The 23,731-nt window shown below is 68.2% G+C and carries 27 protein-coding genes and 3 tRNA genes; 6 read left to right on the forward strand and 24 right to left on the reverse strand.

The features are described 5' to 3' along the window. Window positions 1-9: 9 nt before the first annotated feature. The 7 genes from KZ820_RS01015 to KZ820_RS01045 form a co-directional block, all read right to left on the reverse strand. Window positions 10-903, reverse strand: a complete 894-nt coding sequence (locus tag KZ820_RS01015) for an alpha/beta hydrolase (protein WP_219746873.1) — start codon at window positions 901-903, stop codon at window positions 10-12. Further along, a complete protein-coding gene (locus KZ820_RS01020; protein ID WP_219746874.1) occupies window positions 894-1,181 on the reverse strand; it encodes a hypothetical protein in 288 nt (95 codons plus the stop codon). The genes KZ820_RS01015 and KZ820_RS01020 overlap by 10 nt, the downstream gene beginning before the upstream one ends. Before the next feature lie 66 nt (window positions 1,182-1,247). Beyond that, complete coding sequence (locus KZ820_RS01025; RefSeq protein ID WP_219746875.1) at window positions 1,248-2,528, reverse strand: glycoside hydrolase family 130 protein; 1,281 nt, start codon at window positions 2,526-2,528, stop codon at window positions 1,248-1,250. A 421-nt stretch (window positions 2,529-2,949) separates the two neighbouring features. Beyond that, window positions 2,950-3,300, reverse strand: a complete 351-nt coding sequence (locus tag KZ820_RS01030; protein ID WP_219746876.1) for a DUF3147 family protein — start codon at window positions 3,298-3,300, stop codon at window positions 2,950-2,952. After that, window positions 3,297-3,494 carry a DUF1289 domain-containing protein gene (locus tag KZ820_RS01035; RefSeq protein WP_219746877.1) on the reverse strand — a complete coding sequence of 66 codons (198 nt, stop codon included), beginning with the start codon at window positions 3,492-3,494 and terminating at the stop codon, window positions 3,297-3,299. The genes KZ820_RS01030 and KZ820_RS01035 overlap by 4 nt, the downstream gene beginning before the upstream one ends. 3 nt (window positions 3,495-3,497) lie before the next feature. After that, entirely contained in the window at window positions 3,498-4,445 is a 948-nt protein-coding gene (gene dmeF / locus KZ820_RS01040) for a CDF family Co(II)/Ni(II) efflux transporter DmeF (protein WP_219746878.1), read from the reverse strand. An 8-nt stretch (window positions 4,446-4,453) separates the two neighbouring features. Further along, entirely contained in the window at window positions 4,454-4,729 is a 276-nt protein-coding gene (locus KZ820_RS01045) for a metal/formaldehyde-sensitive transcriptional repressor (protein WP_219746879.1), read from the reverse strand. 267 nt (window positions 4,730-4,996) lie between these two features. On the opposite strand from KZ820_RS01045, the gene KZ820_RS01050 reads away from it, so the two are divergent. After that, complete coding sequence (locus tag KZ820_RS01050) at window positions 4,997-5,572, forward strand: manganese efflux pump MntP (protein ID WP_219746880.1); 576 nt, start codon at window positions 4,997-4,999, stop codon at window positions 5,570-5,572. A gap of 82 nt (window positions 5,573-5,654) precedes the next feature. Beyond that, entirely contained in the window at window positions 5,655-6,575 is a 921-nt protein-coding gene (locus KZ820_RS01055) for a cation diffusion facilitator family transporter (RefSeq protein ID WP_308462085.1), read from the forward strand. Window positions 6,576-6,800: 225 nt separating this feature from the next. On the opposite strand, the gene KZ820_RS01060 is transcribed toward KZ820_RS01055, so the two are convergent. The 3 genes from KZ820_RS01060 to KZ820_RS01070 all read right to left on the reverse strand — a co-directional run bounded on the left by KZ820_RS01060 (window position 6,801) and on the right by KZ820_RS01070 (window position 9,973). Continuing rightward, entirely contained in the window at window positions 6,801-8,195 is a 1,395-nt protein-coding gene (locus KZ820_RS01060; RefSeq protein WP_258047667.1) for a PAS domain-containing protein, read from the reverse strand. Between the two features lie 417 nt (window positions 8,196-8,612). Beyond that, on the reverse strand, window positions 8,613-9,476 hold the full coding sequence (locus tag KZ820_RS01065; RefSeq protein WP_132911493.1) for an SDR family oxidoreductase: 864 nt from the start codon (window positions 9,474-9,476) through the stop codon (window positions 8,613-8,615). Beyond that, window positions 9,473-9,973 (reverse strand): MarR family winged helix-turn-helix transcriptional regulator, encoded by a 501-nt coding sequence (locus KZ820_RS01070; RefSeq protein ID WP_219746882.1) that lies wholly within the window; start codon window positions 9,971-9,973, stop codon window positions 9,473-9,475. The genes KZ820_RS01065 and KZ820_RS01070 overlap by 4 nt, the downstream gene beginning before the upstream one ends. A gap of 336 nt (window positions 9,974-10,309) precedes the next feature. Here KZ820_RS01070 and KZ820_RS22280 point away from each other — a divergent pair, with 336 nt between their 5' ends. Continuing rightward, the gene (locus KZ820_RS22280) at window positions 10,310-10,519 is read left to right on the forward strand and encodes a DUF6980 family protein (RefSeq protein WP_373368989.1); all 210 of its coding nucleotides are present in this window, start codon (window positions 10,310-10,312) and stop codon (window positions 10,517-10,519) included. 272 nt (window positions 10,520-10,791) lie between these two features. Here the strand turns inward: KZ820_RS22280 and KZ820_RS01075 are convergent, their stop codons facing one another. The 8 genes from KZ820_RS01075 to KZ820_RS01110 form a co-directional block, all read right to left on the reverse strand. Then, a complete protein-coding gene (locus KZ820_RS01075; protein WP_219746883.1) occupies window positions 10,792-10,956 on the reverse strand; it encodes a hypothetical protein in 165 nt (54 codons plus the stop codon). Beyond that, window positions 10,953-11,717, reverse strand: a complete 765-nt coding sequence (locus KZ820_RS01080; RefSeq protein WP_219746884.1) for an MBL fold metallo-hydrolase — start codon at window positions 11,715-11,717, stop codon at window positions 10,953-10,955. Before KZ820_RS01080 ends, KZ820_RS01075 begins: the two co-directional genes overlap by 4 nt. After that, window positions 11,714-12,493 (reverse strand): TatD family hydrolase, encoded by a 780-nt coding sequence (locus KZ820_RS01085; protein ID WP_219746885.1) that lies wholly within the window; start codon window positions 12,491-12,493, stop codon window positions 11,714-11,716. Before KZ820_RS01085 ends, KZ820_RS01080 begins: the two co-directional genes overlap by 4 nt. Beyond that, window positions 12,493-14,043, reverse strand: a complete 1,551-nt coding sequence (gene metG / locus KZ820_RS01090; protein ID WP_219746886.1) for a methionine--tRNA ligase — start codon at window positions 14,041-14,043, stop codon at window positions 12,493-12,495. Before metG ends, KZ820_RS01085 begins: the two co-directional genes overlap by 1 nt. Before the next feature lie 10 nt (window positions 14,044-14,053). Then, entirely contained in the window at window positions 14,054-15,043 is a 990-nt protein-coding gene (locus KZ820_RS01095) for a DNA polymerase III delta subunit-related protein (RefSeq protein ID WP_219746887.1), read from the reverse strand. Next, window positions 15,040-15,669, reverse strand: coding sequence for a dTMP kinase (gene tmk, locus KZ820_RS01100; protein WP_219746888.1), 630 nt, complete (start codon window positions 15,667-15,669; stop codon window positions 15,040-15,042). Before tmk ends, KZ820_RS01095 begins: the two co-directional genes overlap by 4 nt. After that, window positions 15,669-16,841 (reverse strand): D-alanyl-D-alanine carboxypeptidase family protein, encoded by a 1,173-nt coding sequence (locus KZ820_RS01105; RefSeq protein WP_219746889.1) that lies wholly within the window; start codon window positions 16,839-16,841, stop codon window positions 15,669-15,671. The genes tmk and KZ820_RS01105 overlap by 1 nt, the downstream gene beginning before the upstream one ends. Before the next feature lie 63 nt (window positions 16,842-16,904). Further along, window positions 16,905-17,963 (reverse strand): lytic murein transglycosylase, encoded by a 1,059-nt coding sequence (locus KZ820_RS01110; RefSeq protein ID WP_219746890.1) that lies wholly within the window; start codon window positions 17,961-17,963, stop codon window positions 16,905-16,907. Window positions 17,964-18,060: 97 nt separating this feature from the next. Between KZ820_RS01110 and KZ820_RS01115 the strand changes: the two genes are divergently transcribed. Together KZ820_RS01115 and KZ820_RS01120 are read left to right on the forward strand one after the other, a co-directional pair. Beyond that, window positions 18,061-18,150, forward strand: a tRNA-Ser gene (locus KZ820_RS01115). 123 nt (window positions 18,151-18,273) lie between these two features. Further along, a complete protein-coding gene (locus KZ820_RS01120) occupies window positions 18,274-18,519 on the forward strand; it encodes a hypothetical protein (protein WP_219746891.1) in 246 nt (81 codons plus the stop codon). A gap of 10 nt (window positions 18,520-18,529) precedes the next feature. Here KZ820_RS01120 and KZ820_RS01125 read toward each other — a convergent pair. After that, a tRNA-Arg gene (locus KZ820_RS01125) sits at window positions 18,530-18,606 on the reverse strand. A 54-nt stretch (window positions 18,607-18,660) separates the two neighbouring features. After that, a tRNA-Arg gene (locus tag KZ820_RS01130) sits at window positions 18,661-18,737 on the reverse strand. Window positions 18,738-18,820: 83 nt separating this feature from the next. Between KZ820_RS01130 and KZ820_RS01135 the strand changes: the two genes are divergently transcribed. Then, on the forward strand, window positions 18,821-19,351 hold the full coding sequence (locus KZ820_RS01135; RefSeq protein WP_219746892.1) for a hypothetical protein: 531 nt from the start codon (window positions 18,821-18,823) through the stop codon (window positions 19,349-19,351). A 69-nt stretch (window positions 19,352-19,420) separates the two neighbouring features. On the opposite strand, the gene KZ820_RS01140 is transcribed toward KZ820_RS01135, so the two are convergent. The 4 genes from KZ820_RS01140 to hemB are packed head-to-tail and all read right to left on the reverse strand — an operon-like array spanning window position 19,421 to window position 23,667. After that, window positions 19,421-21,568 (reverse strand): spermidine synthase, encoded by a 2,148-nt coding sequence (locus KZ820_RS01140; RefSeq protein ID WP_219748034.1) that lies wholly within the window; start codon window positions 21,566-21,568, stop codon window positions 19,421-19,423. A 46-nt stretch (window positions 21,569-21,614) separates the two neighbouring features. Continuing rightward, window positions 21,615-22,148 (reverse strand): GNAT family N-acetyltransferase, encoded by a 534-nt coding sequence (locus tag KZ820_RS01145; RefSeq protein ID WP_219746893.1) that lies wholly within the window; start codon window positions 22,146-22,148, stop codon window positions 21,615-21,617. Further along, the gene (locus KZ820_RS01150; RefSeq protein ID WP_219746894.1) at window positions 22,145-22,678 is read right to left on the reverse strand and encodes a GNAT family N-acetyltransferase; all 534 of its coding nucleotides are present in this window, start codon (window positions 22,676-22,678) and stop codon (window positions 22,145-22,147) included. The genes KZ820_RS01145 and KZ820_RS01150 overlap by 4 nt, the downstream gene beginning before the upstream one ends. After that, window positions 22,675-23,667: a porphobilinogen synthase gene (gene hemB, locus KZ820_RS01155; RefSeq protein WP_219746895.1), complete on the reverse strand. Its 993-nt coding sequence runs from the start codon at window positions 23,665-23,667 to the stop codon at window positions 22,675-22,677. Before hemB ends, KZ820_RS01150 begins: the two co-directional genes overlap by 4 nt. Window positions 23,668-23,731 lie beyond the last annotated feature (64 nt).

The following is a 23,731-nucleotide window of genomic DNA, read 5'->3' on the forward strand; positions in this document are numbered from 1 at the left end:
CAACGTCGCTCAGTGCTTGACCGGTCGCGGCGAGAGCCAGCCGCCGTCGGCGAGCCAGTCGTACAGCCGATCGGGCCAGTGCAGGATCGAGAGTCGCTCGGACTCGTCGAGATTGAAGGCGTGGCCGCTGTCGGCATACATGTGCAGCTCGGCCGAGACGCCGGCGCGGCGCAGTTGCTCGTACAGGGTGACGGTGGGCGCGGCGCAGCAGTCGTCGCGGCTGCCGGCGACGAGGAAGGCCGGCGGCGCGGTCGCGATCGCCGGCGCCGGCACGCCGCGCGGACCAGGAAAGACGAGCACCTGGAAGTCGGGTCGGGCGGAGAGCGAGTCGATCGCGTCGGTGCGCGGTCGCCCGATCGGCTCGGGATGGTCGGCGACCTGGGTGACGAGCTCGCCGCCCGCGGAAAAGCCCATCGCGCCGACCCGCGCAGGGTCGATGCCGTATTCGGCGGCGTGCGCGCGCACCCAGCGGATCGCGCGGCGGGCGTCGTCGGCGGCGTCGCGCTCGACCGTGTAGGTTGAGCCGGGCTCGTTCGCGAGCCGGTACTTCAGCACGAAGGAGGTGATGCCGGCGCGGTTGAGCGCGGTCGCCACCTTGGTGCCCTCGTTGGTCCAGACCAGCAGCTTGTGACCCCCGCCTGGCAGGATCACGATCGCGGCGCCGTTGCGCTTGGCGGCGGGGGCGGGGAAGGGGATCAGCGACGGGTCATGGATGTTGCGGACCCAATAGTCGCGCGCGACCTCGGCCTCGGCGCGGCGGCGCCTGACGCCCGGCGCGCCGTTCGGCCACAGCGGGATCCGGTCATAATGCGGCGGCCGCTCAGGTGCCGGATCCTGCGATGCCGCCGGCACGGCGATCAGCGACGCGAGGAGGAGCGCGAGGCCGGATCGTCTCAGCTGCACAAGGCACCCCCGTTGGCGCGGTCACGACATGAGTCACTTATGGACTGCTGCCGCAGATTCTCGCGCTCGCGCTCCCACTCCCACTTTGTCTTGCACGTGCGATAACCGGCGACCAGCGAGCCGGTCCGAACGAACCGCTTGCAAATCATCTTGTCGCGCGCGTCGGCGGCGCGCTCCGGCGCGTCCGCGGTCTTCGTCTGGCGCGCCTGCACCGCCGCTCCACTAACACTCGCGAATATGAAGAGGAGGCCGCCGAACAGCGTGCTTCCGTCGCCCACCCGCATCGCTTTTCCCCCAGGAAACAAACCCTAGTGAAGCATAGCGATGAGGCAGGGGCAATGTTCTCAGCGCATCACGCTCAGCAGATCATCGACGCTGCCGGTGGCGAACGCGGTATGTTCGTCGCCGATCGCGTAGGGCAACAGGATGCGGCGGCGATGCAGCAGCGCGCCGCAGCTATAGGTCACGTTCGGCACATAACCGCCACGCTGCTCGGCGCTGGGGAAAAGCAGCGGGGAAGGGGTGCGCGCCAGCACCTTCCTAGGATCGTCACGGTCGAGCAGGCAGGCACCGACGCAATAGCCGCGCACGAGCCCGACGCCGTGCGTGAACACCAGCCAGCCCTCGTCGATCTCGATCGGCGAGCCGCAATTGCCGATCTGGACGAACTCCCACGGATATTTCGGTCGCATGATGATATCGCCGCGCTCCCAATGATGCAGGTCGAGGGAGCGGAGCAGCCAAATATTCTCATTGTCCTGGCGGCCGAGCATCACGAAGTCGTCGCCGATCCGCCGCGGGAATAAGGCCATACCCTTGTAGCCCGCCATCGCGCCGGTGAGCGGGCGCATCTCATAGGTGCGCACGTCGATGCCGCGCAGCAGCTCGGCGCGGGCGACGCGGCCGTCGAACGCGGTGTAGGTGCCGATGACGCTCTGCGTACCGTCATGGTCAGTGAAGCGAACCAGCCGAAGGTCCTCGACGCCGTTGCGCTGGCTCGGCAGGATCGGGAAGATGACCGTCTCCGAGATGTCCTCGCTGTCGTCGGATCGCAGTCGGACCCAGCCCGCGTCGTCGTCGCGCTCGATGCGCGGCGGCACGCCCTGAGCGCTCGGCGGGTCGACGGTGAGCTGGGTGCCGCCGTCCCAGCTGCCCGAGCGGAAGGTCACCGAGGAGATATGCCCCTCGCCGACGCCGCGCAGCGAGAGCAGGAAGGAGAGGCGGTCGTCGTTCGGATCCTGGTCGGGAACCGCGACGATCGAGGGGTTGAAGAGCGCCGCGCTCTCGAAAGCATATTCCTGGCTGAAATAGGCGCCGACGAGCAGCCGATCGCACTCCGCCGTGACCTCGATCCCGATCGCCTCGCGCACCTCGTCGAAGCGGCGAAGGAAGACCTGGTCGACGCGCCGGTGGCGCGGCCGCATCGCCTCGTGCAGCAGCCGCAGCATGCGTTGGCGCATCGGTTCGTCCAGCGCCATCAGCCGCGCCGCTACCGCGCCGGCGCGGCTCGGCTTGCCCGCGGAAAACGCCTCCGGATAGTCGAAGCTGAACGGCCGGATCACGGTGCGAGCGGGATCGGGCTTGAGCTCGAGGTCGAGCGTGGTGAAGACCGAGGCGGCGTCCATGTCAGCCCTCATGATGGTTGCGCAGCCGATAGCGCGCGGGGCGACGCTAATATCCGTTAGGAAAGGTTGCCGACATCCGACGCGCCAGAGTCAGCCCCTGTTGCCGCCATTTAGAAAAGGCACATTCTCCGCCAGATAGAAACGACACCTCGTGGCAGCGGGGGCAGCGTGGAGCTCCCCAAGCAGCGCAGCGCTGCCTCCGCTGAGGCGGTCACCTCTCGAGTGTTGCGCCCTTGGACCCGCTGCTCCAGCAGCGGGCTCGGTCACGCCGGTGAGAACCGGTTGCGCAAAGGGCAGCCAGACAGGTCGGAAAACCTTCTGTTTGCGGTGTCACAACCGTTCGGTTGTGACACCTCATTGTGCTCCGCGGGCGCCGATGGCTAAAGCGGGCAGCCGGAAACGTTGCACCTGTCAATTATCGTCACAGCCTGAGGCCGAACCTAGGTCCGACGAATGTCATCGTGGAATAGAGTAGGATCGTCAGCAGGCACGCCAATCCCAGCGCCAGCCAGAAAGACAGGCCCTGCCGGAGCAGAACGGGAATGACGAGAAACATCGGTAGCGATGGCAGGACGTACCAGAACGTCGCCGCAGAGTGCGCAGCCATGTTCTCCGCGTCCGGCTTCGCGTTCCACAGCCAGATCATGCTCAGCACCGACACAAGGGGAAGTGACGCGATCAGCGCCCCGAAACCGGGATAGCGTTTCGCCAGCTCCGAGGCGACGGCGATGAGCACCCCGGAGATCGCTGCCTTGATGGCCAGATAGATCATGATTTGCTCGCCCGAGCCGGCGCGTCCGTCTGCGCCAGTTTCGTAAGTCGGCGAGGCAAATCATCCAGCACCCGGCGCGCTTCACCAGGTCGCAAGTTGCGCCAGCGCCGCACTTCCTCACGCGAGCGACCGCACCCCTGGCACCAGCCACTACGACCATCGAAGCCGCATAGCTCGACGCACGGCGATTTCATGGTTCATCGACGCTCGATGGTCAGGTGGGCGAGTTCGTGCACCGGGGCAAGCCGGCGTTCGATCAGGTCCCGGGTCATATTGTCCTCACCGATAACGCTGACGATGGCGGCATGAGCTTCCGGTCCGACGCGCCAGACGTGGAGATCGGTGATCCGTGCATCGCCAGGTGTCTCGACCAACTCGCGGATTTCGTCAGCGACATGATTGTCAGTCCGGTCGAGCAGGATGGCCGATGTGTCCCGCATCAGCGTCCATGACCAACGCGCGATGACGATCGCGCCGACGATCCCCATGATCGGGTCCATCCAGACCCAGCCCAGATATCGCCCTGCGACAAGGGCGGCGATGGCAAGCAACGAGGTCAGGGCATCGGCCAGGACGTGGATGTAGGCCGAGCGCAGATTGTTGTCGCCGCCATGGCCATGACCATGGCCGTGGTGATGCCCATGCCCATGATCGTGCCCGTGGTGGTGCCCATGGTCGTGCCCGTGCCCGCCGGAAAGCAGGAAAGCGGAGGCGATGTTCACCAGCAGGCCGATCACCGCGATCCAGATGGCTTCACCGAACGCGACGGTGATCGGCTGGAAAAGCCGGACAACGGACTCGACGCCGATCGCAAGCGATATCAGGCCCAGAACCATCGCCGAAGCAAATCCGGCAAGATCGCCCACCTTGCCAGTGCCGAAGCTGTAGGCCGGGTTGCGGGCGTGGCGCTTCGCGTAGGAATAGGCAGCCGCCGCGACGCTCAGCGCACCAGCGTGGGTCGCCATGTGAAAGCCGTCCGCAAGCAGCGCCATCGAGCCCGTCACATAGCCAGCGATGATTTCGCCGATCATCATCACGGCCGTGAGCACGACGACCCAGCGCGTGCGCCGCGCATTCTCGTCGTGCGCTGCGCCAAGGTAGACATGCTCATGGGTGTGAACGTCGAGTTCGGACAGAATAGCCATCAGCGGACCTACTTTGCGTAGCGGCGGATCACCGCCAGCAGTTCTTCGGCACCCTCGGCGCGTTCCTCGTCGCTCAGCCCGGGCCGCGCGACGTGCGCTTCCAGGTGTTCGGCGATGATCTCGTCCATCAGGCCGTTCACCGCACCACGAACGGCTGCGACGAGGTGCAGCACCTTCGTGCATGACGCGTCAGCCGTCAGTTCGCGCTCCACGGCATTCACTTGACCTGCGATGCGGCGAACGCGCGCGACGAGATCGGCATTGGTCCCGGTAACGTGTGACATAGGAGTACCCCCTATGTCTATTTTTTGCCAAGCGCAATCGGATGGGATTGATCGGATTGCCCTATCCCGCTAGGTGCTGCGTCGTTCCTTGGGGAGTAGCCACCCGCTGTGCGGGGTCCTCGTCAACATAATCGCCGGCATCTTCGGATTGCCGTCGTGGCGTGGACAGCAAGCCATTGGGCTTGCCCGGCAAGACCAACGACGTGTCGCCTCTAAGTGGCCGGAGGTAGGCTCGTCGTTGTTTGTCAGGCCCGTGAGTGATGTTGCATGACTGGTATTTTGACGCTTGGCGCCCTTGGCGCCAGCCTGTCCGTTGACGCCTTCGCGGCGTCGCTCGGCAAAGGCGCGACGGAGCAGCGGAGCCGTTGGTCGGACGCGATGCGCGTCGGCATCGTTTTCGGCTTCTTCGAGGCACTGACGCCGGCGATCGGCTACCTGCTCGGCTATTTGCTGAACGACTGGATCGCCAGCTACGACCATTGGGTGGCGTTCGGGCTTTTGCTCGCGGTCGGTGCCTATATGATCCGCGAAGCCTTTCAGAAAAACGATGCGGACGAGGCTTGCGAGCCTTCCAGTCCGGGTTTCTGGCGTCTGGCCGCGACCGCCATCGCTACCAGCATCGATGCTGCGGCCGTCGGGGTCTCCCTTGCGCTCATGGACGTGAACCTTTGGATCGCATGTGCGGTCATCGGCGGGATCACGACGGTAGTCGCGACGGGCGGCATGATTTTGGGCAAGCATGTCGGTCCCTATCTCGGTCGCTATGCTGGCATCCTTGGTGGGTTCGTTCTCGTTGCCATCGGCGGATCAATCCTGTTCCAGCATCTGTCCGGCGCGGCGTGATGGAGGGGTACAACGTGGCAGGGACGCAAACCGGAAACCGCATTACCAACCGCGTGCCAGCCATCAGCTCAGGCAACCGCCGGTGACGGGCGAGGCAGCGACGAAGCCGACGAACATCCTGAAACTGGCGGCGGGGAGCATCCTCGTCAGCCTGGTCGTTCTCGGCCTGAAATACCTCGCCTATGCCCTGACAGGCAGCGTCGCGCTCTACTCGGATGCGATCGAGAGCATCATCAACGTCGTCACGGCTGTGGCGGCATTTTTCGCGATCCGGATCAGCCTGCGGCCGGCCGATGCCGATCATCCCTATGGGCATTCCAAGGCGGAATATTTCTCCGCTGTTCTGGAAGGCGTGCTGATCCTTGTCGCCTCGCTCGCGATCCTGCGGGAAGCCTATGGCGCGTTTCGCGATCCGCATCCGTTGCAAGCCCCTGCGCTGGGCCTTGCCGTGAGTGCCGGCGCTTCGGCGCTGAACGGCCTATGGAGCTGGCTGCTAATCCGCGCCGGCCGGCAACGCCGTTCGCCGGCACTGGTGGCGGACGGCAAGCACCTGCTCACCGATGTCTACACCTCGGGGGGCGTGATAGTCGGCGTATTGCTGGTCGCGCTGACCGGGTGGGAGATCCTCGACCCCATCCTTGCTGCACTGGTGGCGCTCAACATCCTGTGGGCAGGCTGGCACCTCATCACGGAAAGCGTCGGGGGACTGATGGATACCGCGTTGCCGCCCGAGGACCTTGCGGCCGTCGAGGCGACGATCAATGCGCACATGGACGGAGCGCTGGAGGCGCACGATCTTCGCTCCCGGCATGCCGGCCGTATGACGTTCATCGACTTCCACTTGATTGTGCCCGGATCGATGACCGTCGATGCGTCGCATGCCATCTGCGATAGAATCGAGGCGGCACTGAGGGTTGAGCACCCGGACAGTGTTATCTCGATTCACGTCGAGCCGGAAGCCAAGCGGAAGCACGGCGCGATGACGATCGGCTCGACTACCTGAGAACTGGTATTCGTAAGCGATGGCCTTCCAGCACGGCCATCGTCTGCGAAAAGCGGAGTGTCACAACCGTCCAGTTGTGACACCTTCGCGCTCGCACGGTATTTCAAAGCCTTGCAGGTGTCAGAAGGCCGGTTCAAAAATGTCCGCTTCCGAGATGGGAGACGTTCCGCGGATGACTGCCTTTTGGTCGGTAGCTGTCGCTCGGGCCGGCGGGATCAATGGCAGCTATCGCTCCCGGAGCGCCCGAAAGCCGCCCTTCAGGTTTCCTGCCAATCTCGGCCATTCACCCGTCAGCACATCCGTCGCGGCGCCAAGAGCCACCAGCCGCGCAGAAAGGTTCTGGCTGGCCGTTTCCGCTTCGGGAATGCCGCGCAACGTCTGGGCGATGATCGACTGAACGACCGCGAGCACGTTCTTGAGGCGATGTGCCAACTCCCCGTTCAGCAGGCGCATATCATCGTCGGCACGTCGCCGTTCGCGGAAGTCGCGGGTGACGGTGCCGTATCCGATCAGGGCGCCGGTCGCATCGGTAACGGGGAACACCGAATAGAGGACGGGGATCGGTGCGCCGGTGCGGAAATGGCGAAAGTCCACTTCCCCCACCCACTGGCCGTCTCGCTCCACCGCGGGCAACACCTCGCGAGCGACCATCTCGGCCTGCTCCGGCGCGAAAAAGTCGGCGATGACAAGCGGCGCGCTTTGATCGTCATCCAAGCCGACAAGCCGCCTGGCCGCGTCGTTCAGGTAGAACACGCTGCCGTCCGTCCGGGCCATACCGATGAAGTCGGTGCTATTCTCGGCCAGCCGCACAAATCGGTCGCGCTCTTCCTCGCTCGCGCGCAGGTTGGTGATGTCGCGCGAGACGGACAGGATCCGATCGGGGCGCCCATCCGGTCCGGCAATCGGGCTGACGGCGACGTGCCACCATTTCGGCGTGCCGCGATAGGTATCGGCCTTGCTGATGAAGCTGCGCGCCTCGCCCTGCCGTGCGGCGGCAATCGCGGCACGAGCCTCCGCGTTGCCCGCTTCCTGCCAGAAGTCCGGCCAGGGGCAGCCGGCGACCTCGTTGAAGTCGCTGATCTCCATGACCTGCTGCCCGCCCTCGCTCATGAAGGTCAGCTTGCCATCGAGGTCGAGCACCTTGATGCAATCCGTCGAGCTGGCCAGCACGCCGGACAGGAACGCCTGTCGCTCTACCGCCTGCCGCTCGCTTTCGATCAGGTCCTGGTTCAGGCGCCGCGCGCGGCGCAGCGATGCCCGCAACTCGGCGGTCAGCATGACCAGACCGACCATGACGATCAGGAAAAGCGACGCGGCCACCCATTGCTGTCCGGGCAGCCAGGTCGGTTGATCGACGGTGCCGAGCGACGCGATGCCGGTCGCCGTCGACAAGCCGACCGCGAGAAGCCCCGATTTCTTGCCCAGGACCAAGGCGATGGCGATCGTCGCCGGTATGAAGAGCAGCCATGGCAGCGTGTCGGGTACGAACGCCACGCGGCCCAACCCCACAGCCAGGATCATGATCGCGGTCAGAACATATTGTGCGGCTCGGGACAGCTGAAGTTCGAGCGACCAGGCCACGATGCGGTCGAAGAAGCTGACAGGCTGGGTACGGATCATCAGGGCGTCCAAGAGCGGACAGGCCCTCTGGCACATCCTCGTCGGCCATTAGCAAAGCCGGACGCGAACGTGAATATGGCCGCTTCGAACGCAGATTGACTGTCACCCCTAAACGCCATCGCTTTCCAGAGAAGGCGGTGCCGCGCGGTGTCAGCTATGGCCTCGGCGTTCCCGTAAGCAGACATTCTGCATTCCTGCCAAAGCGGTCCTTCCGCTAACCTGCCAATCTCGGCCATTCACCCGCTGCGCCGGCCGGACACACCTCAAACGTCTGAGATTGGCAGGAAAGCGGACGTTCGCGTCGCCAGCAGCAGACGTTTGAACTTTCGATCACCCGAGCCGACGATTGCTGCGTCGCGATCATAGGTCGAGAGCTTCAGCCGCACATCGTTCCGTTCCGGACGGAAAGCAGGCGGGTCAGGCGGCTCTGGCGAATGCGTCGCGATGATCGCGCAGGAAGCTCGCGAAGTCCTTCGGGGGCTCGCCGGTCAGGCGTTCGACTTCGCCGGTCGGATCAATGTCGTGGTGGCCTGCCACCATGTCGCTGAATTGCGCGATGAGCCCATTGGCCATCCAACGCGAGTTGCCAGCCAGCCGCAGGACCGTGCGGAACACCGGCACAGGCAGATCGAGGTAGCGCACGTTGCGCTCCGTCACCTTCGACAGTTGCGCGGCAGCGTCCTTCATGTCGAAGGTCTGTGGCCCGGTCAGGAAATAGGTCGCGCGGCTGTGCCCGTCTTGCGTCAGCACGGTTGCGGCGACCCGCGCGATGTCGCGCGAGTCGATCCAGGACACCGACCCCTTGCCGGCACCGAGTGGCAGATAGCCCTTGGCCACCGGTTTGGTGAACCACAGGAAGTTCTGCATAAACGCTGTCGGCATCAGGATGGTCCAGTCGACGCCGGAAGCGCGCAGGTGATGATCGATCAGCGCATGGGCTCTGGCCCAGGGAATTTTCGACCGCACGTTACAGTCCGACGCGGAGATCTTCACGATCCGACCGACGCCTGCCCGCCTGGCCGCGTCGATCGCCGCCGTCTCCCGCGCGACCTGGGGCGGCTCAGGCGCGGTGACGAGGAACAGCGTGTCGATGCCGGTCATCGCGGCCGTCAACGTCTCGGGTCGGTCGAGGTCGCCGAGCGCCGCGTCCACGCCATCCTGGCGCAAGCGATCGATCTGCTCCTGCTTGCGGGCCATCGCGCGGAACGGCGCGCCTGCTTGCTTGAGCTGCCGGCAGACCTCGCCGCCGATGCCGCCGGTGGCGCCTAGAACCAAGATCATGACAGGGTTTCCTCATCGGTGTGGGAGACAGAGGCCGATGCGCCTTCGACACGATCGAGCCTCTCGGTGATGACGGCGATCATCTCGTTCAGCGTGGCGTTCGCGGCTTGCAGGCGCTCGCTCCCGATCTGGTCCGCGATGGCCTGGTCGAGCGGCGCAACTACGTTTTCCGCCTCGACGACTGCTTCCAGGCCGGCGGGCGTGAGAACGACTAGCTTGGCGCGCTGGTGGTGAGGGTTGCTCTGGAACTCGACCAGCCCTCGCGCCGCGAGCACATCGACAATGCGCTGCACCGCTTGCCGCGTCAGGCCCATGTTACGGGCAATCGAGGCGGTAGGCAGCGGCATGGGCGAGTAGCGCAGCGCCGCCAGCACCTGCCACCAGGCGCTGGTTAGGCCGAGATGCGCGACAAGCTCGTTGCCGGCACTGACAAGCCGGCCATTGGCAGCGAAGACCGCCAACGCTAGCTCGCGCACGTCATTGTTCACAATCGACATACGACAACGCGCTTCCAATATGACATCATCCTGTCAAATGAAGCTATAGGCGTTCGGTTCCGCGGGTCGCGTAAGCTGACATTCAGGACGTCACACAACCGGTCGGGGGCGACGCCGGTGCGCCCGCGCGGCTTGTGCAGGGCTAGTAGGCCTCAAATCCGTCCTAGGATGCCGCTCGTGAGATGGGCAACTTGCCTCGGCTTTGACCGGCTTCGGGTTGAAAGCTGACGTGCGGCGCCGGACAATTTGATGTCCGGTATTGGCAGGAAAGCGGACAGGCGGCTTTTGACACAAAGCGGACGTTGCGGCGAGCGCGCGAAGCGCGGAAGATGACGAATGTCTACCGCCCCATATTGCTGCGACCGGCTCGCGAGCGACCTAAGCCACGCGTGCACCATTCACGCTGACCGAACCGATTGTCCCGACGCGTTCATCGCTGAGATGAATGGCGGCTTCGGGTTAATGGTTCACGATGGCGGCTGCAGCGCTATCGAGATTGCCTTCTGCCCGTGGTGCGGCACCGCCCTGCCGCCGATGGACCGCTAATGGCAGGCCTCTGACCTAGAGGCCCTGGCTGTGTCTATCCGGCCCTCGGCCGGATCTCACCGCGGTCCAGCCGCATCAGCGTATCGAACCGGCTCACTTCGGCAGCACTCATCGTCAGCACCGTCATCGCTCACACATCCTCAATGTCCGAGGATGGTTATGGCACCGGAGGCCCGCTGCAGAACGGCTGTGCCTTTTCTAAATAGCGGGAGTGTGCCATTTGTACGTTGCGTCTACACGTCAGAGTCAGCCCCACAAAGTGATAATATGTATTATGTAAAGAGGGCGACGATCACGAACAATGCGATGAAGACCCCACCCCAGGCCAGCGCATAGCGGAAGATCGCTTGTACCGGCATGCGTCGCGCGACGAGCGCGGACACCGGCAGCACCAGCACGAGCAGCAGGATCAGCCCGGCGCCGACACGCTCGCTCACGCCGTGATCTCCCAGCCGTCATAACCTGGCGCGACGCCGCTGGGCAGCTCGGCGAGCAGACCGGCATAATCCATCGACTGATCCATATGGACCAGCACCGTCCTCGCCGGCCGCAGTTCCTCGACCCAGCCGAGCACGGTCGCGAGATCCGGATGGGTCGGGTGCGGCCGGCGGCGCAGCGCGTCGACGATCCAGACGTCGAGGCCGCGGTACAGCTCGCGCATCGGCGGTGTCATGCCGCTGATGTCGGTGGCGTAGCCGACCGAGAAGCCGGCCGCGGTGAAGCGCAGCCCGGCTGAGCTGATCGAGCCGTGCGGCTGGTCGACCACCTCGATCGTCAGGCCGCCGACGCTGAGACGATCGGGCAGCAGCGACAGCTCCACGGTGGGTGGATAGCCGCCGGCACCTTTGAACACATAGGCGAACTGCTGGCGCAGCGCCGCCGCACAGCCCTCGCGCGCATAGCCGGGCACGGGATGGCCGAGCGCGTGGTAGACCTGGCGCAGGTCGTCGATGCCGAAGACGTGATCGGCGTGCTGATGCGTCCAGATCACCGCGTCGACCTGGCCCACCCCGGCGACGAGCAGCTGCTCGCGCATGTCAGGGCTGGTGTCGACGAGGACCCGCACGCCGTCATGCTCGACCAGCAGCGAGGAGCGTGTCCGGCGATTGCGTGGCTCGGTGGGATCGCAGTCGCCCCAGTCGCCGCCGATCCGCGGCACCCCCGACGACGTGCCCGAGCCGAGGATGCGTACCCTCACGCGGCCCGCGTCTTGCTGAAGAGCGCGTGGAAGTTCTCGGCGGTATAGCGCTGAAGTTCCTCGACATCTTCGCCGCGAAGCTGGGCCAGGAAGGCGGCGGTGTCGGCGACGAAGCCGGGCTCCCCGGTCTTGCCGCGATGAGGCACCGGCGCGAGGAACGGCGCGTCGGTCTCGATCAACAGCCGCTCGCGCGGGATTCGCGCCGCAGTCGCGCGCAGCGCTTCGGCGTTGCGGAAGGTGACGATACCAGAGATCGAGATAAACATCCCGATGTCAAGCGCTTGATCGGCGAAGCTGTCGCTCGCCGTGAAGCAGTGGATCACGCCCGCATAGGCCCCCTGCTCCATCTCGTCGCGCAGGATCGCGGCGGTGTCCTCCTCGGCGTCGCGCGTGTGCACGATGATCGGCGTGCCGCTCTCGCGCGCCGCGGCGATGTGCGCGCGGAAGCTCGCCTGCTGCCGCTGGCGGTCGGAATGATCGTAGTGATAGTCGAGCCCGCTCTCGCCGATGCCGACCACGCGCGGGTGGCGCGCTCGCTCGACCAGCTTGGCCGTGTCGATGTGCGGGTGCTGGTCGGCCTCGTGCGGATGAATGCCGACGCTGGCCCAGACGTCGGGCTCGCGCTCGGCGGTGGCGAGCACCGCGTCCCACTCGCGCTCGCGCGTGGCGATGTTGAGCATCGCGGTGACGCCGCGCGCGCGCGCGCGCTCGAGCACTGCGGATTGCTGCTCGAACACGCCCTCATAGTTGAGGTGGCAGTGGCTGTCGGCGAGCATCAGGCGGGCTCCGTCTCGGCGGGCAGCTCCAGCCGCGGGAAGGCCGGCGTCGGGGGCGCGATCGTCGCGCCGGCGTCGACTTGGCGCTGGTACCAGCCATCGTCGTCGATCGCTTCATGGTCGCGCTCGTCGGCGTTGATCTGGTCGAGCACCCTGCCCGCACCCTCGGGCACCACCGGCAGGATCGCGATCGCGAGCATGCGTATCGCGCGCACCAGCGTTCGGAGCACCGCGTGCATCCGCTCGGGGTCGGTCTTGCGCAGCGACCAGGGCGCCTGCGCGTCGATATATTGGTTGCACGCGAACACGCCGCGCAGCCACGCCTCGACCCCCTGGCTGAGCAGCAGGTCGGTGAAACCGGCGCGCAGCCCGGCGCAGGCGACCACCACCTCCTCGATCAGCTGCGCGTCCGCTGCCTCGGCGCGGCCTGCGTCGGGAAAGGCGCCGCCGAGGTTCTTGGCGATGAACGACAGCGTCCGCTGCGCCAGATTGCCGAAGGCGTTGGCGAGTTCGGCGTTGACTCGCGTCACGATCGCCTCGGCCGAGTAGCTGCCGTCCTGCCCGAAGCTGACCTCGCGCAGCAGGAAGTAGCGCAACCCGTCGACCCCGAACGCCTCGGCGAGATCGAGCGGATCGACCACATTGCCGAGGCTCTTCGACATCTTCTCGCCGCGGTGGAGCAGGAAGCCATGACCGAACACCGTCTTCGGGAGCGCGATCCCGGCCGACATCAGGAAGGCGGGCCAGTAGACCGCGTGGAAGCGCACGATGTCCTTGCCGATCAGGTGCAGGTCCGCCGGCCAGTAGCGTAGCTCCCTGTCCGGATAGCCCGCTCCGGTGAGATAGTTGGTCAGCGCGTCGACCCAGACGTACATGACGTGGCCGGGGCTGCCCGGCACCGCCACGCCCCAGTCGAAGCTGGTGCGCGACACCGACAGGTCTGACAGCCCGCCCTCGACGAAGCGCAGGATCTCGTTGCGCCGTGCCTCGGGGCGGATGAAGTCGGGGTTCGCCGCGTAGAAGTCGAGCAGCGGCTGCTGGTACTTCGACAGGCGGAAAAACCACGTCTCCTCCGCGGTCCAGGTCACCGGCGTGCCCTGCGGAGAGAGCTTGGCGCCCCCTTCCCCCTCGGTCAGCTCCTTCTCGTCGTAGAAGGCCTCGTCGCGGACCGAATACCAGCCCTCGTAGCGGTCGAGGTAGAGGTCGCCAGTGTCCGCCATCGCCTGCCAGATCGCCTGGCTGGCGCGGTGATGGTCCGCGTCGGTGGTGCGGATGAAGCGATCGTAGCTGATCGCAAGTTTGTCGCACATCACCTTGAAATAACCGGACATTTCGTCTGCGAGCGCGCGCACCTCGACGCCGCGGTCGCGCGCCGTCTGCACCATCTTGAGCCCATGTTCATCGGTGCCGGTCTGGAAGCGGACGTCGCGCCCGGCCTGGCGCTGGAAGCGCGCGATCGCGTCGGCGGCGATCGCCTCATAGGCGTGGCCGATGTGCGGGCGGCCGTTGGGATAGCTGATCGCGGTGGTGATGTAGAAGGGATGGCCCATGCCGCGCCTCCTAACGCTCTCCCTCGCGCGATGCCAGCCGCGCGACGATGCCGGCGAGCTCGTAGACGGTGCCCTGCTGGTCGAGCGACAGCGCGCGTGCCGCCGCGGCGACCGAGCGCGCCTCGTCATAGGCGTCGAGCGCGGCGCGCAGGTCGGTACCGACGCGCGTCGCGGCGGCGCGCGCGATCAGCGTCGGCACGCGATCGAGGAAGGCCTCGTAACGCGGCTGCGCCGCCTTGAGCGCGAGCGACTTGGCGAGCGCGCCGCGGCGCGTCAGCGTCGGGTCGCCGTCGCGTGCGATCCCGGCGAGCGCCTGCTCGATCGCGCCGAGGTCGAGCCCGGCATAGCCGAGCGCGCGGCCGGGCGAGCCCTCGCCGGCGGCGGCGAGCGACGCGATCTCGTCCGGCTCAGCGTCGGAGAGCGCGCCGCGCAGCACCGCCGCCATATCGTCGTCGCCGAGAGGCTCGAACCGCAGCACGCGGCAGCGCGAGCGGATCGTCGCGAGCAGCCGGCCGGGCGCGTGGCTCACCAGCAGGAACACCGTTCCCGCGGGCGGCTCCTCCAGGCTCTTGAGCAAAGCATTGGAGGCGCCGGGTCGCTCGAGGTCGTCGGCGGCATCGATCACGATCGCGCGCCGCGGCGAGAGCGACGGCATCGTGCCGAGGAACGGGCCGAGCGCGCGCACCTGATCGACCGTGATCGAGCGCGCCAGCTCGTCGTCCTTGTCCTTCTTCGGCAGCCGGCGCAGCTCGCGGTAATCGGGGTGCGAGCCGGCCGCGAGCAGCGTCGCGGTGCGATGGTCGGGCGGCACGGCCAGTCCTGGGGCCAACTCGCCAGGAGTCATCGCCTCGGCGAGCAGCCGCGCCGCCGCGGCGCGCGCGAAGGTGGCCTTGCCGACGCCCTCGGGGCCGGCGAGCAGCCAGGCGTGGTGGACGTTGCCGCCGCGCAGCGCGGCGGTGAAGGCGTCGACCGCGGCGCGATGGCCGCGCAGGTCGGTCACGGCAGCCAGTCCGCCAGCGCCGCGAGCATCGCGGCGGTCACCGCCTCGGGCGGCTGAGCGGCGTCGATGCGGCGGAAGCGCTCGGGCTCGGCAGCGGCGAAGTGCGCGAAGGCGGTGGCCACCGCGGCGTGGAAGTCAGAGCCGCGCGCCGCGAAACGGTCGCTCGCCCCGCGGTCGCGCAGCGCCGAGCGCTCGGCGCCGAGCGCGAGCGACAGCGTCAGCAGGAACGTACGATCCGGAAGCAATCCCTCGCTGCCGAAGGCGTGTAGCGCCAGTACGTCGGCGTCGTCGATACCGCCGGCCACGCCCTGATAGGCGCGCGTCGAGTCGACGAAGCGGTCGCAGATCACCCAGCGGCCCTCATCGAGCGCCGGGCGGATCACCTTCTCGACATGGTCCGCGCGCGCCGCGGCGAACAGCAACGTCTCCGCGCGCGCGCTCCACCGCCCCGGCTCGCCCTCGAGCAGCAGCGCCCGGATCGCCTCAGCGCCCGCACTGCCGCCGGGTTCGCGCGTGACGACCGCCTCGACGCCGCGCTCGCGCAGCGCCGCGGCGAGCGCGCGCGCCTGGGTCGACTTGCCGGCCCCTTCCCCGCCCTCCAGGCTGAGGAAGCGCCCCCGCGACATCAGAACAGGCCGCGCAGGCCCGCCATGGCGCGCCCGAAGAAGCCCGCCTCGCCGACGTCGCGCGCCGCCACCAGCGGCATGCGCTGCTCGGGCAGGCCCGGCGCGGAGACGACGAGATCGGCGATATGCGCGCCCTGCTTGATCGGTGCCTTCACCGGACCGTCATAGACGATCTTGCCCGAGAGCTGCGGGCGCGTGCCCGAGGGGACTGTCACCGCCAGCGCTTTGGGCGCGACCAGCTCGACCTCGCTCGAGTCGCCCAGCTGCACCGCCGCGGTGCCGACGGTCTTGCCCGCCTTCACCACCGGGCGCGCCTGCCAGGCGCGGAAGCCCCATTCCATGAAGCGGATCGACTCCTGCGCGCGCTGGTTGAAGCTGGTCAGCCCCGCGACCACCATCACCAGCCGGCGCCCGTTCTGCTCGGCCGAGCCGGTGAAGCCGTAGCCGGCTTCCTCGGTGTGGCCGGTCTTCAGCCCGTCGGCGCCGGCGACGCGTCCCAGCAGCGGGTCGCGGTTGGCCTGGGTGATCGCGGCGCCCGCGCCCATGGTCTTGCCCCAGGTGAAGTCGCGGCGCGAGTAGAACTGCTTGTAGAGCTGCGGGAACTCGGTGATCGTCGCGGCCGCCAGCTTGGCGAGGTCGCGCGCGGTGACATAGGTGACGCCGCCGTCGGGCCAGCCGTTCGACGTGCCGAAATGGCTGTTGGTCAGCCCGAGCTTCTGCGCGTTCTCGTTCATCCGCTCGGTGAACGCCTGCTCGGTGCCCGAGGCACCCTCGGCGATGACGACGCAGGCGTCGTTCCCCGACAGCGTGACGATGCCGTACAGCAGGTTCGCCACCGACACGCGCTCGCCGACCGAGAGGAACATGGTCGAGCCCGCCGCGGGGCCGTGCCAGCGCTGCCACGTCTCGGGGCGCACCTCATATTCGGTCGACAGCTTGATGTCGCCCGCCTTGATCATCTGGAAGATCGTGTAGACCGTCATCATCTTCGCCATCGAGGCGGGCGGCATGCGGCGGTCGGCGTCCTTGGCGTAGAGCACCGCGCCCGAGGACAGGTCCTCCATGAAGGCGACCGGCGCGGGCGTGTCGAACTGCGGCGCCGCCGCCATGGCGGGATAGGCGACCGCGAGGACGGCGGCGGGCAGCGCGAGGACGGTCAGCAGCTTGGTCATGGGGCGGAATCCGGTTCGATGGCAGGCAAGGGAGATGCGTGGGTTCGCGTCGAGGCTCGCGCCCTAGCGCGCGATCGCGTCGGCGAGCAAGCCCACCGACAGAGCGTAGAAGTTAGAGCAATTATAGTCGAGGATGACGCGATAGTTGCTCGTCAATAGAAAGGCGGTGGCGCCAGGCCCGTCGGGCTCGATCAGCACCGCCTGCACCTGATCGCCGGGCCAGCGGCCACCGAGCGGTGCCAGCCCCAGCGCGCGCCACTCCGCCATGCTGCGCCAGCCGCTGTGCCGCTCGAACACCCGCGGGCAGCGCGGCGACACCAGGCGGTTGGCGACACTGCCGCGCGAGAAGCCCGCGGGCACGCTGACCGCGACGCCCCACGGCTCACCCGCGCGCCATCCCGCCTGCGTGAAGTAATTGCCGATCGAGGCGAGCGTGTCGGCCGAGGAGTTCCAGATGTCGATGCGCCCGTCGCCGTCGCCGTCGCGCGCGAGGCGGAGGTAGACCGAGGGCAGGAACTGCGGGTTGCCCATCGCGCCCGCCCAGCTGCCGACCAGCTGCGAGCGCGGCACGCCGCGGTCGATCATCTTGAGCGCGGCGATCAGCTCGCCCTCGAACAGCGGGCGGCGACGCCCCTCATAAGCGAGGCTGGCGAGGCTGCGCAGCAGGTCGAAATTGCCGGTGTACGAGCCGTAGTTGGTCTCGTGCCCCCAGATCGCCACCATGATCTGCTCGGGCACGCCGGTCTCCGCCTCGACGCGCGCCAGCTTGGCGCGGTTGGCAGTGTACGCGGCACGCCCGCGCGAGATGCGGGCGGTGTCGACGTGCGCGGCGCGATAGGGTGCGAACAGCGGCACCGGTGCGTTGGGGCGCGCCTCGGGCTGCTGCTGGTCGAGCGCGACGACGCGCGGGTTGAAGGTGAGCCCGGCGAGCGCGCTGTCCGCCGTGGCCGAGCGCACCCCCGCGGCGACCGCGCGCGCGCGGACCTGCGACAGATAGGTCTGGAAGCCCGAGGCCTCGGCGTCGACCGCGGACGGCGCGACGCCTTGCGCCGAGGAGGCAGGCGCGGCGAGCAGGAGGAGCGTGGCGGCGATGCCGCGGGCGAGCGTTGCGACCGCTGTCATGGTCGGGGCGTTCTGGCACAGCGGGTCGGCGCACGGAACCGCTAATCGAGCGAACCCTTGCACTCGCCCACGCGTCGCGCTTAAGCGGGTCGCCTGCGGAGAGGTGGCCGAGTGGTTTAAGGCAGCGGTCTTGAAAACCGCCGTGGGTTCACGCTCACCGTGGGTTCGAATCCCACCCTCTCCGCCACCTGATCCGACCGCGCCTGTATGTTGCGGCTCGATCGAGGTTGCCGACATAAGCTGCTGTATTCGCTTGCAACTACTCTCTTTGCGTCAACGTTTTTGGTGTGACGAAACGAGGAGACGGAGCATGGCACAGAAAGGCGCGGGCGGTAATCCAGGAGCGGTGACCGCCAAAGGCGGCGATGGCGCGCGCGGCAGCCTCGGCACCGGACGCGGCGGCGGTACCGGGACGGGCGCCAAGAAGGCGGCGACGAAGAAGAAGGATGCGTCCGAAGCCGACAACAGCGGTCAGAAGATCAGCGGTGCCTGCCGTTGGGGTAGCGCTCGCAGGGACGATGGATCACCACTGACCAGTCTCCCGCTCGCCCTCTGACGGTGAACGATGGCGCGCCCGGAACGATTCGAACGTCCGACCCTCAGATTCGTAGTCTGATGCTCTATCCAGCTGAGCTACGGGCGCATCGCGGCATGGCATGATGCCGGCCGTCTGCCCCACCTCGCGGCGGGTATCCATTGGCGCGCCCGGAACGATTCGAACGTCCGACCCTCAGATTCGTAGTCTGATGCTCTATCCAGCTGAGCTACGGGCGCGCAATGGAGCGGCGCTGTTAGACGCCACCGCGCGGGGGCGCAAGAGCGTTGCGGTAAGTTTTTCGCGCCTCTACGCAGATCGCATGCCACGCTCCCCGCGCGCCCCGTCGCCGCTCGCCACCGTCCCGCTGATCGGCGTCGCCCTGCTGTCGCTGGTGGGTTGCAGCGCCGACATGAGCGGCTATCCCTCGCTCGCGCCACGGCCCGTCGAGAAGCTCGGCTTCGAGGAACCTGCGACGCCGCCCCCCGCCCCGGTCGCCGCCGACCCGGCGCTCGACGCGCGGCTCGCCGGGATCTTGACGGCGCGTGCTACCGCGGCGCGCGAGTTCGACGCCGCGGCCGAGCGCGCCACCGCCCGGGCGTCGGCGGCGCGCGGCGCGGCTGCCGGCAGCGAGCGTTGGCTGGAGGCGCAGACGGAAATCGCCGAGCTCGACTCGCTCCGCTCGGCCCACGCCGATTCGCTCAACCAGCTCGAGGAACTCGCCGCTGCACGCGCACAGGCGCTGCAACCGGCGTATCCCGCGCTCGAGCAGGCGCTGGACGCGGCGCGCGCCACCGCCGCGACCCAGACCCGCCGCATCGACGCGCTCGCCGCGTCGCTGCCGAGCGGCTGACCCGGGCGCGAGGCGCGTAGGCAAGCCGGTTTTTCCGCGCCGCCCACGTCGTCGTTAAGCCTCGCACGCTCAGAACCGCAGGAGCGGCAGGATCGTCGCGTAGTCGTCGGTCCAGGGCGCGAAGCCCGGGCGCCGGCGCAGCACGTGCCAGTCGCCGTCGTCGCCAGCCAGCAGCGCCTGCGTCCATGGATCGCGCGTCAGCACGATCCAGGACGAGGGGGTACCCTCTTCCTCCTCGTCCATCGGAACGTGATTGAGGATCAACGCGTGCCATCCCCCGGCGCGCGCCGCCGCCGCGACGACGGGTCCAAGATCGATGAAGCGGTTGGAGATATGGACCGCCAAAACGCCATTGTGGGCCAGCACCCGAGCGTAGACCGCGAACGCCTCGCGCGTCAGCAGGTGCATTGGCACCGCGTCGGACGAGAAAGCGTCGAGCGCCAGCAGGTCGAGGCTGCCAGTCGCGGCACGTTCCAGCGACACGCGCGCGTCACCCAGCTCGATCGTCGCGTCCGGCGCACAATCGGCGAGGAAGGTGAAGCGGTGCGTGCGGCTGAGCTCGGCCATGGCGGGGTCGATCTCGTAGAAGCGCCAGCGCTGGCCCGGCCGCGCGTAGCAGGCGAGGGTCCCGGTCCCGAGCCCGACCACGCCGATCCGCGCCTTGTCGCCGAACAGCAGCGGCGCGGTGCGCATCGCGCGGCCGACCCCGGTGGCGGGAGTGTAATAGCTCGTCGGCGTGCGCTCGCGCGCGGCCGTGCCGGTGAGCTGGACGCCGTGCAGCGTCGTCCCATGGACCAGGGTGCGCCGGCGCGGCTCCTCCACCACCGTGTAGACGCCGAAATAGCTGCGCAGCCGCGCCCCCGGCTCGAGCGACAGCGACAGCGAGCGGAAGCCGCCGAACAGCAGCAGGGCGCTCGCCAGCACCAACAGATACGGCGCGCGCGCGCCGAGCGTCAGCAGACCGACGGCGGCAACCACCGCGAACGTCGCGCCGGTGTGGCGCACCGTCCGCAACCCGCCCGCCTCGTGCGCGAACACGCCCGCCACCACCGCCAGCGCGAACGCGATCGCCGCGACGGCGACCCAGCGGGCCCGAGGCCGCGCCCAGAGCACGCGTAGCCCGGCGGCGAGCGGCGCCTGCGGCACCAGCGCGCCCGCTGCCAGGATCAGGATGGGATATTCCCAGGTCCAGTCGAACAAGGTCGGCGCCACGAGCCCGGCGAAGACTCCACCCAGCGCGCCGCCGACCGACATGGCGAGGTAGAAGCCGGTCAGTCGCGCCGGCTCGGGACGCAGCCGGTACAACCGCGTGTGCAGCGCGACCGAGATCATGAAGAGCAGCAGCAGCGCCATCAGCGTGCTCGCGGTCGCCCGATCGGCGAAGCCGCCCATCATGATGCCGCCGAACAGCAGGATCGTCACCGGCGCCGCGCGCGTCAGCGAGTCTGCCGGCCAGCGGCGTGCCGCGAAGGCGATGGAGAAGCTCAGCAGGTAGAGCGCGAGTGGGATCACCCACAGCAGCGGCATCGCGACCAGGTCGGTGCTGATGAAGGTCGAGGTCGCCAGCATCATGCCCGAGGGTACCAGGCCGAGCACCACCCAGAGCAGCACGCGCGATCGCGGCGGCGGCGGCGCGCTCGGCGCGACATCGGCGGCGGTCGTCGCGCGCGGCGGCAGCCGGGTCGCGCACAGCAGCACCAGCGCCACCAGCAGCAGATAGCCTCCGCTCCACAGCCAGCGCTGCTGCGTCACGGGCAGCAGCGGCTCGACCAGCAGCGGGAAAGCGATCAGCCCGGCGAAGCTACCGAGGTTGGAGGCGGCGTAGAGCGGATATGGATCGGTGCCCGGCCGCGCCAGCTCATACCAGCGCTGCATCAGAGGCGCCTGCGACGAGACCGCGAAGAACAGCGGCCCGATCGAGAGCGCGAACAGGTACGGCACCCACAAGGCGGGCTCGGCGTCGGCGGGCAGCGCCCGGTCGCTCAGCCCGATCGGGAGGAAGGCACAGGCGGCGAGCAGCAGCGCGAGGTGGATCGCGCGCTGCCGCCGCGGCGCGAGCCGGCCGATCAGATGCGCGTAGCCATAGCCGCCGAGCAACAGCGCCTGGTAGACCAACATCGCCGAGTTCCACACCGCCGGGGCGCCGCCGAGCCGCGGCAGCGCCAGCCGCGCGATCATCGGCTGCACCAGGAACAGCAGGAACGAGCCCGTCAGCATGGTCGCGACGAACAGCGGCGCCACGCCGCCGCGTCGCGACCGTGCCTCAGCCACGCGTCGGCCGGGCGATGCGATAGAGCAGATGGCGGCGAAGCGGATCACCCGCCTCGAGTGCGGGATGGTCGAAGTCGCCGCCGATCACGCGCGTCATGCCGAGCCGCTCCATGAGCAGCCGGCTGCGCGTGTTGCCGGGCACGGTCACCGCCGCGATCGTCGGCACGTCGAGATGCTCCCACGCCCACTCGAGGCAGGCGGACGCCGCCTCTCGCGCATAGCCCCTGCCCCAGTGCGCGCGACCGAGCCGCCAGCCGATCTCCACCTCGCCCGCCACCGGCGGCTTGAGCGGCAGCAGCCCGCACAGGCCGACGAACGCCTGATCGGCGCGGCGCTCGACCACCCAGAAGCAATGGCCGTAACGCGCCTGTGCCGCCGCCATGCGCCGCCACGCACGGCGACTCTCGCGCCGCGTCTCCGACGGGCCGATGTGACGCATCACCTCAGCATCCTGCGCGATGGCGTGGAAGGACTCGACGTCCTCGGCGCGCCAGCCGCGCAGCGTGAGCCGCTCGGTCTCGATCATCGTGGCCGGTCGATCGCGTAGGTCACCGTGGCGCGGCGCGCGTCGTCCGCGGCGAAGTCGGGATGGTCGAAGTCGCCTGCGGCGAGCCGGTGCATGCCGAGCCGCATCATCAGCCGCTGGCTTGCGGCGTTGGCCGCGGCGGTGATCGCGACGACGCGCGGCTCGTCGCGGTGTGACCACGCCCAGTCGAGCCACGCCGCCGCGGCCTCCTGCGCATAGCCCTGACCCCAGGCGGCGTGCGCGAGCATCCAGCCGATCTCGAGCTCGCCGCGGATCGGGGTCGTCGGCGCGCCCGGCTTGAGCCCGCAGAAGCCGATCAGGTCACCCGAGTCGCGGCGCTCGACCGTGCCGAACCCCAGTCCATGTTCGGTGCGGTAGCCGGCGTGGCGTGCGATCGCCGCGTCGCTCGCGGCCTCGTCCTTCACCGGCCCGAGATCCGCCATCACGCGCGCGTCGGCCCACATCGCGTGGAGCGCGGCGCGGTCGCGCGGCTCGGCCGGGCGCAGGATCAGGCGCTCGGTGACGATCACGCGCCGAGCAGCCGCGCCGCGTGTACCGCGTGATAGGTGAGCACGCCCGCGCAGCCGGCGCGCTTGAAGGCCAGCAGCGTTTCCAGCACCATGGCGTCACGGTCGGCCGCGCCCGCGGCCACCGCCGCCTCGATCATCGCATACTCGCCCGACACCTGATAGGCGAACACCGGCACCGCGAAGGCGTCCTTCACCGCGCGGACGATGTCGAGATACGGCAGGCCCGGCTTGACCATCACGCTGTCCGCGCCTTCGGCGAGATCAAGGGAGACCTCGCGCAGCGCTTCCTCGCGGTTGGACGGGTCCATCTGATAGGTGGTCTTGTCGCCCTTGAGCAGCCCGCGCGTGCCGACCGCGTCGCGGAACGGGCCGTAGTAAGCCGAGGCATATTTGGCGGCATAGGCCATGATCTGGACGTTGACGTGCGAGTCCCGCTCCAGCGCGGCGCGGATCGCACCGACGCGGCCGTCCATCATGTCGCTCGGTGCGATGATGTCGGCGCCGGCGCGCGCCTGGTTGAGGCTCTGCCCGACCAGCAGCTCGACCGTGTCGTCGTTGCGGACGTAGCCGGCGGTGTCGATCACCCCGTCGTGGCCATGCGCGGTATAGGGATCGAGCGCGACGTCGGTCAGGATGCCGATGTCGGGCACCGCGTCCTTGATCGCGCGCGTCGCGCGGCAGATCAGATTGTCGGGGTTGAGCGCCTCGGCAGCGTCGTCGCTGCGGCGCTCGCGCGGCGTGTTGGGGAAGAGCGCGAGGCACGGGATGCCGAGATCGTGCGCCTCCTTGGCGCGTGCCACCGCGAGGTCGATCGACCAGCGGGACACGCCCGGCAGCGTCGCGATCGGCTCCTCCACCTGCTCGCCGTCGGTCACGAACATCGGCCAGATCAGGTCGGCCGGGGTGAGGATATGCTCGGCGTGGAGGCGGCGGCTCCAGCCGGCGGCGCGGGTGCGACGCAGGCGCAGCGCGGGATAGGCAGCGTGCATGCCAGCGGCTTTCCCGCAATCGGACGCGCCATGCAAGCGTTACGGCAGCGGAACGCCCGCTCGC

Origin of the sequence: Sphingomonas citri, assembly GCF_019429485.1 — a bacterium.
Lineage (GTDB): Bacteria > Pseudomonadota > Alphaproteobacteria > Sphingomonadales > Sphingomonadaceae > Sphingomonas > Sphingomonas citri.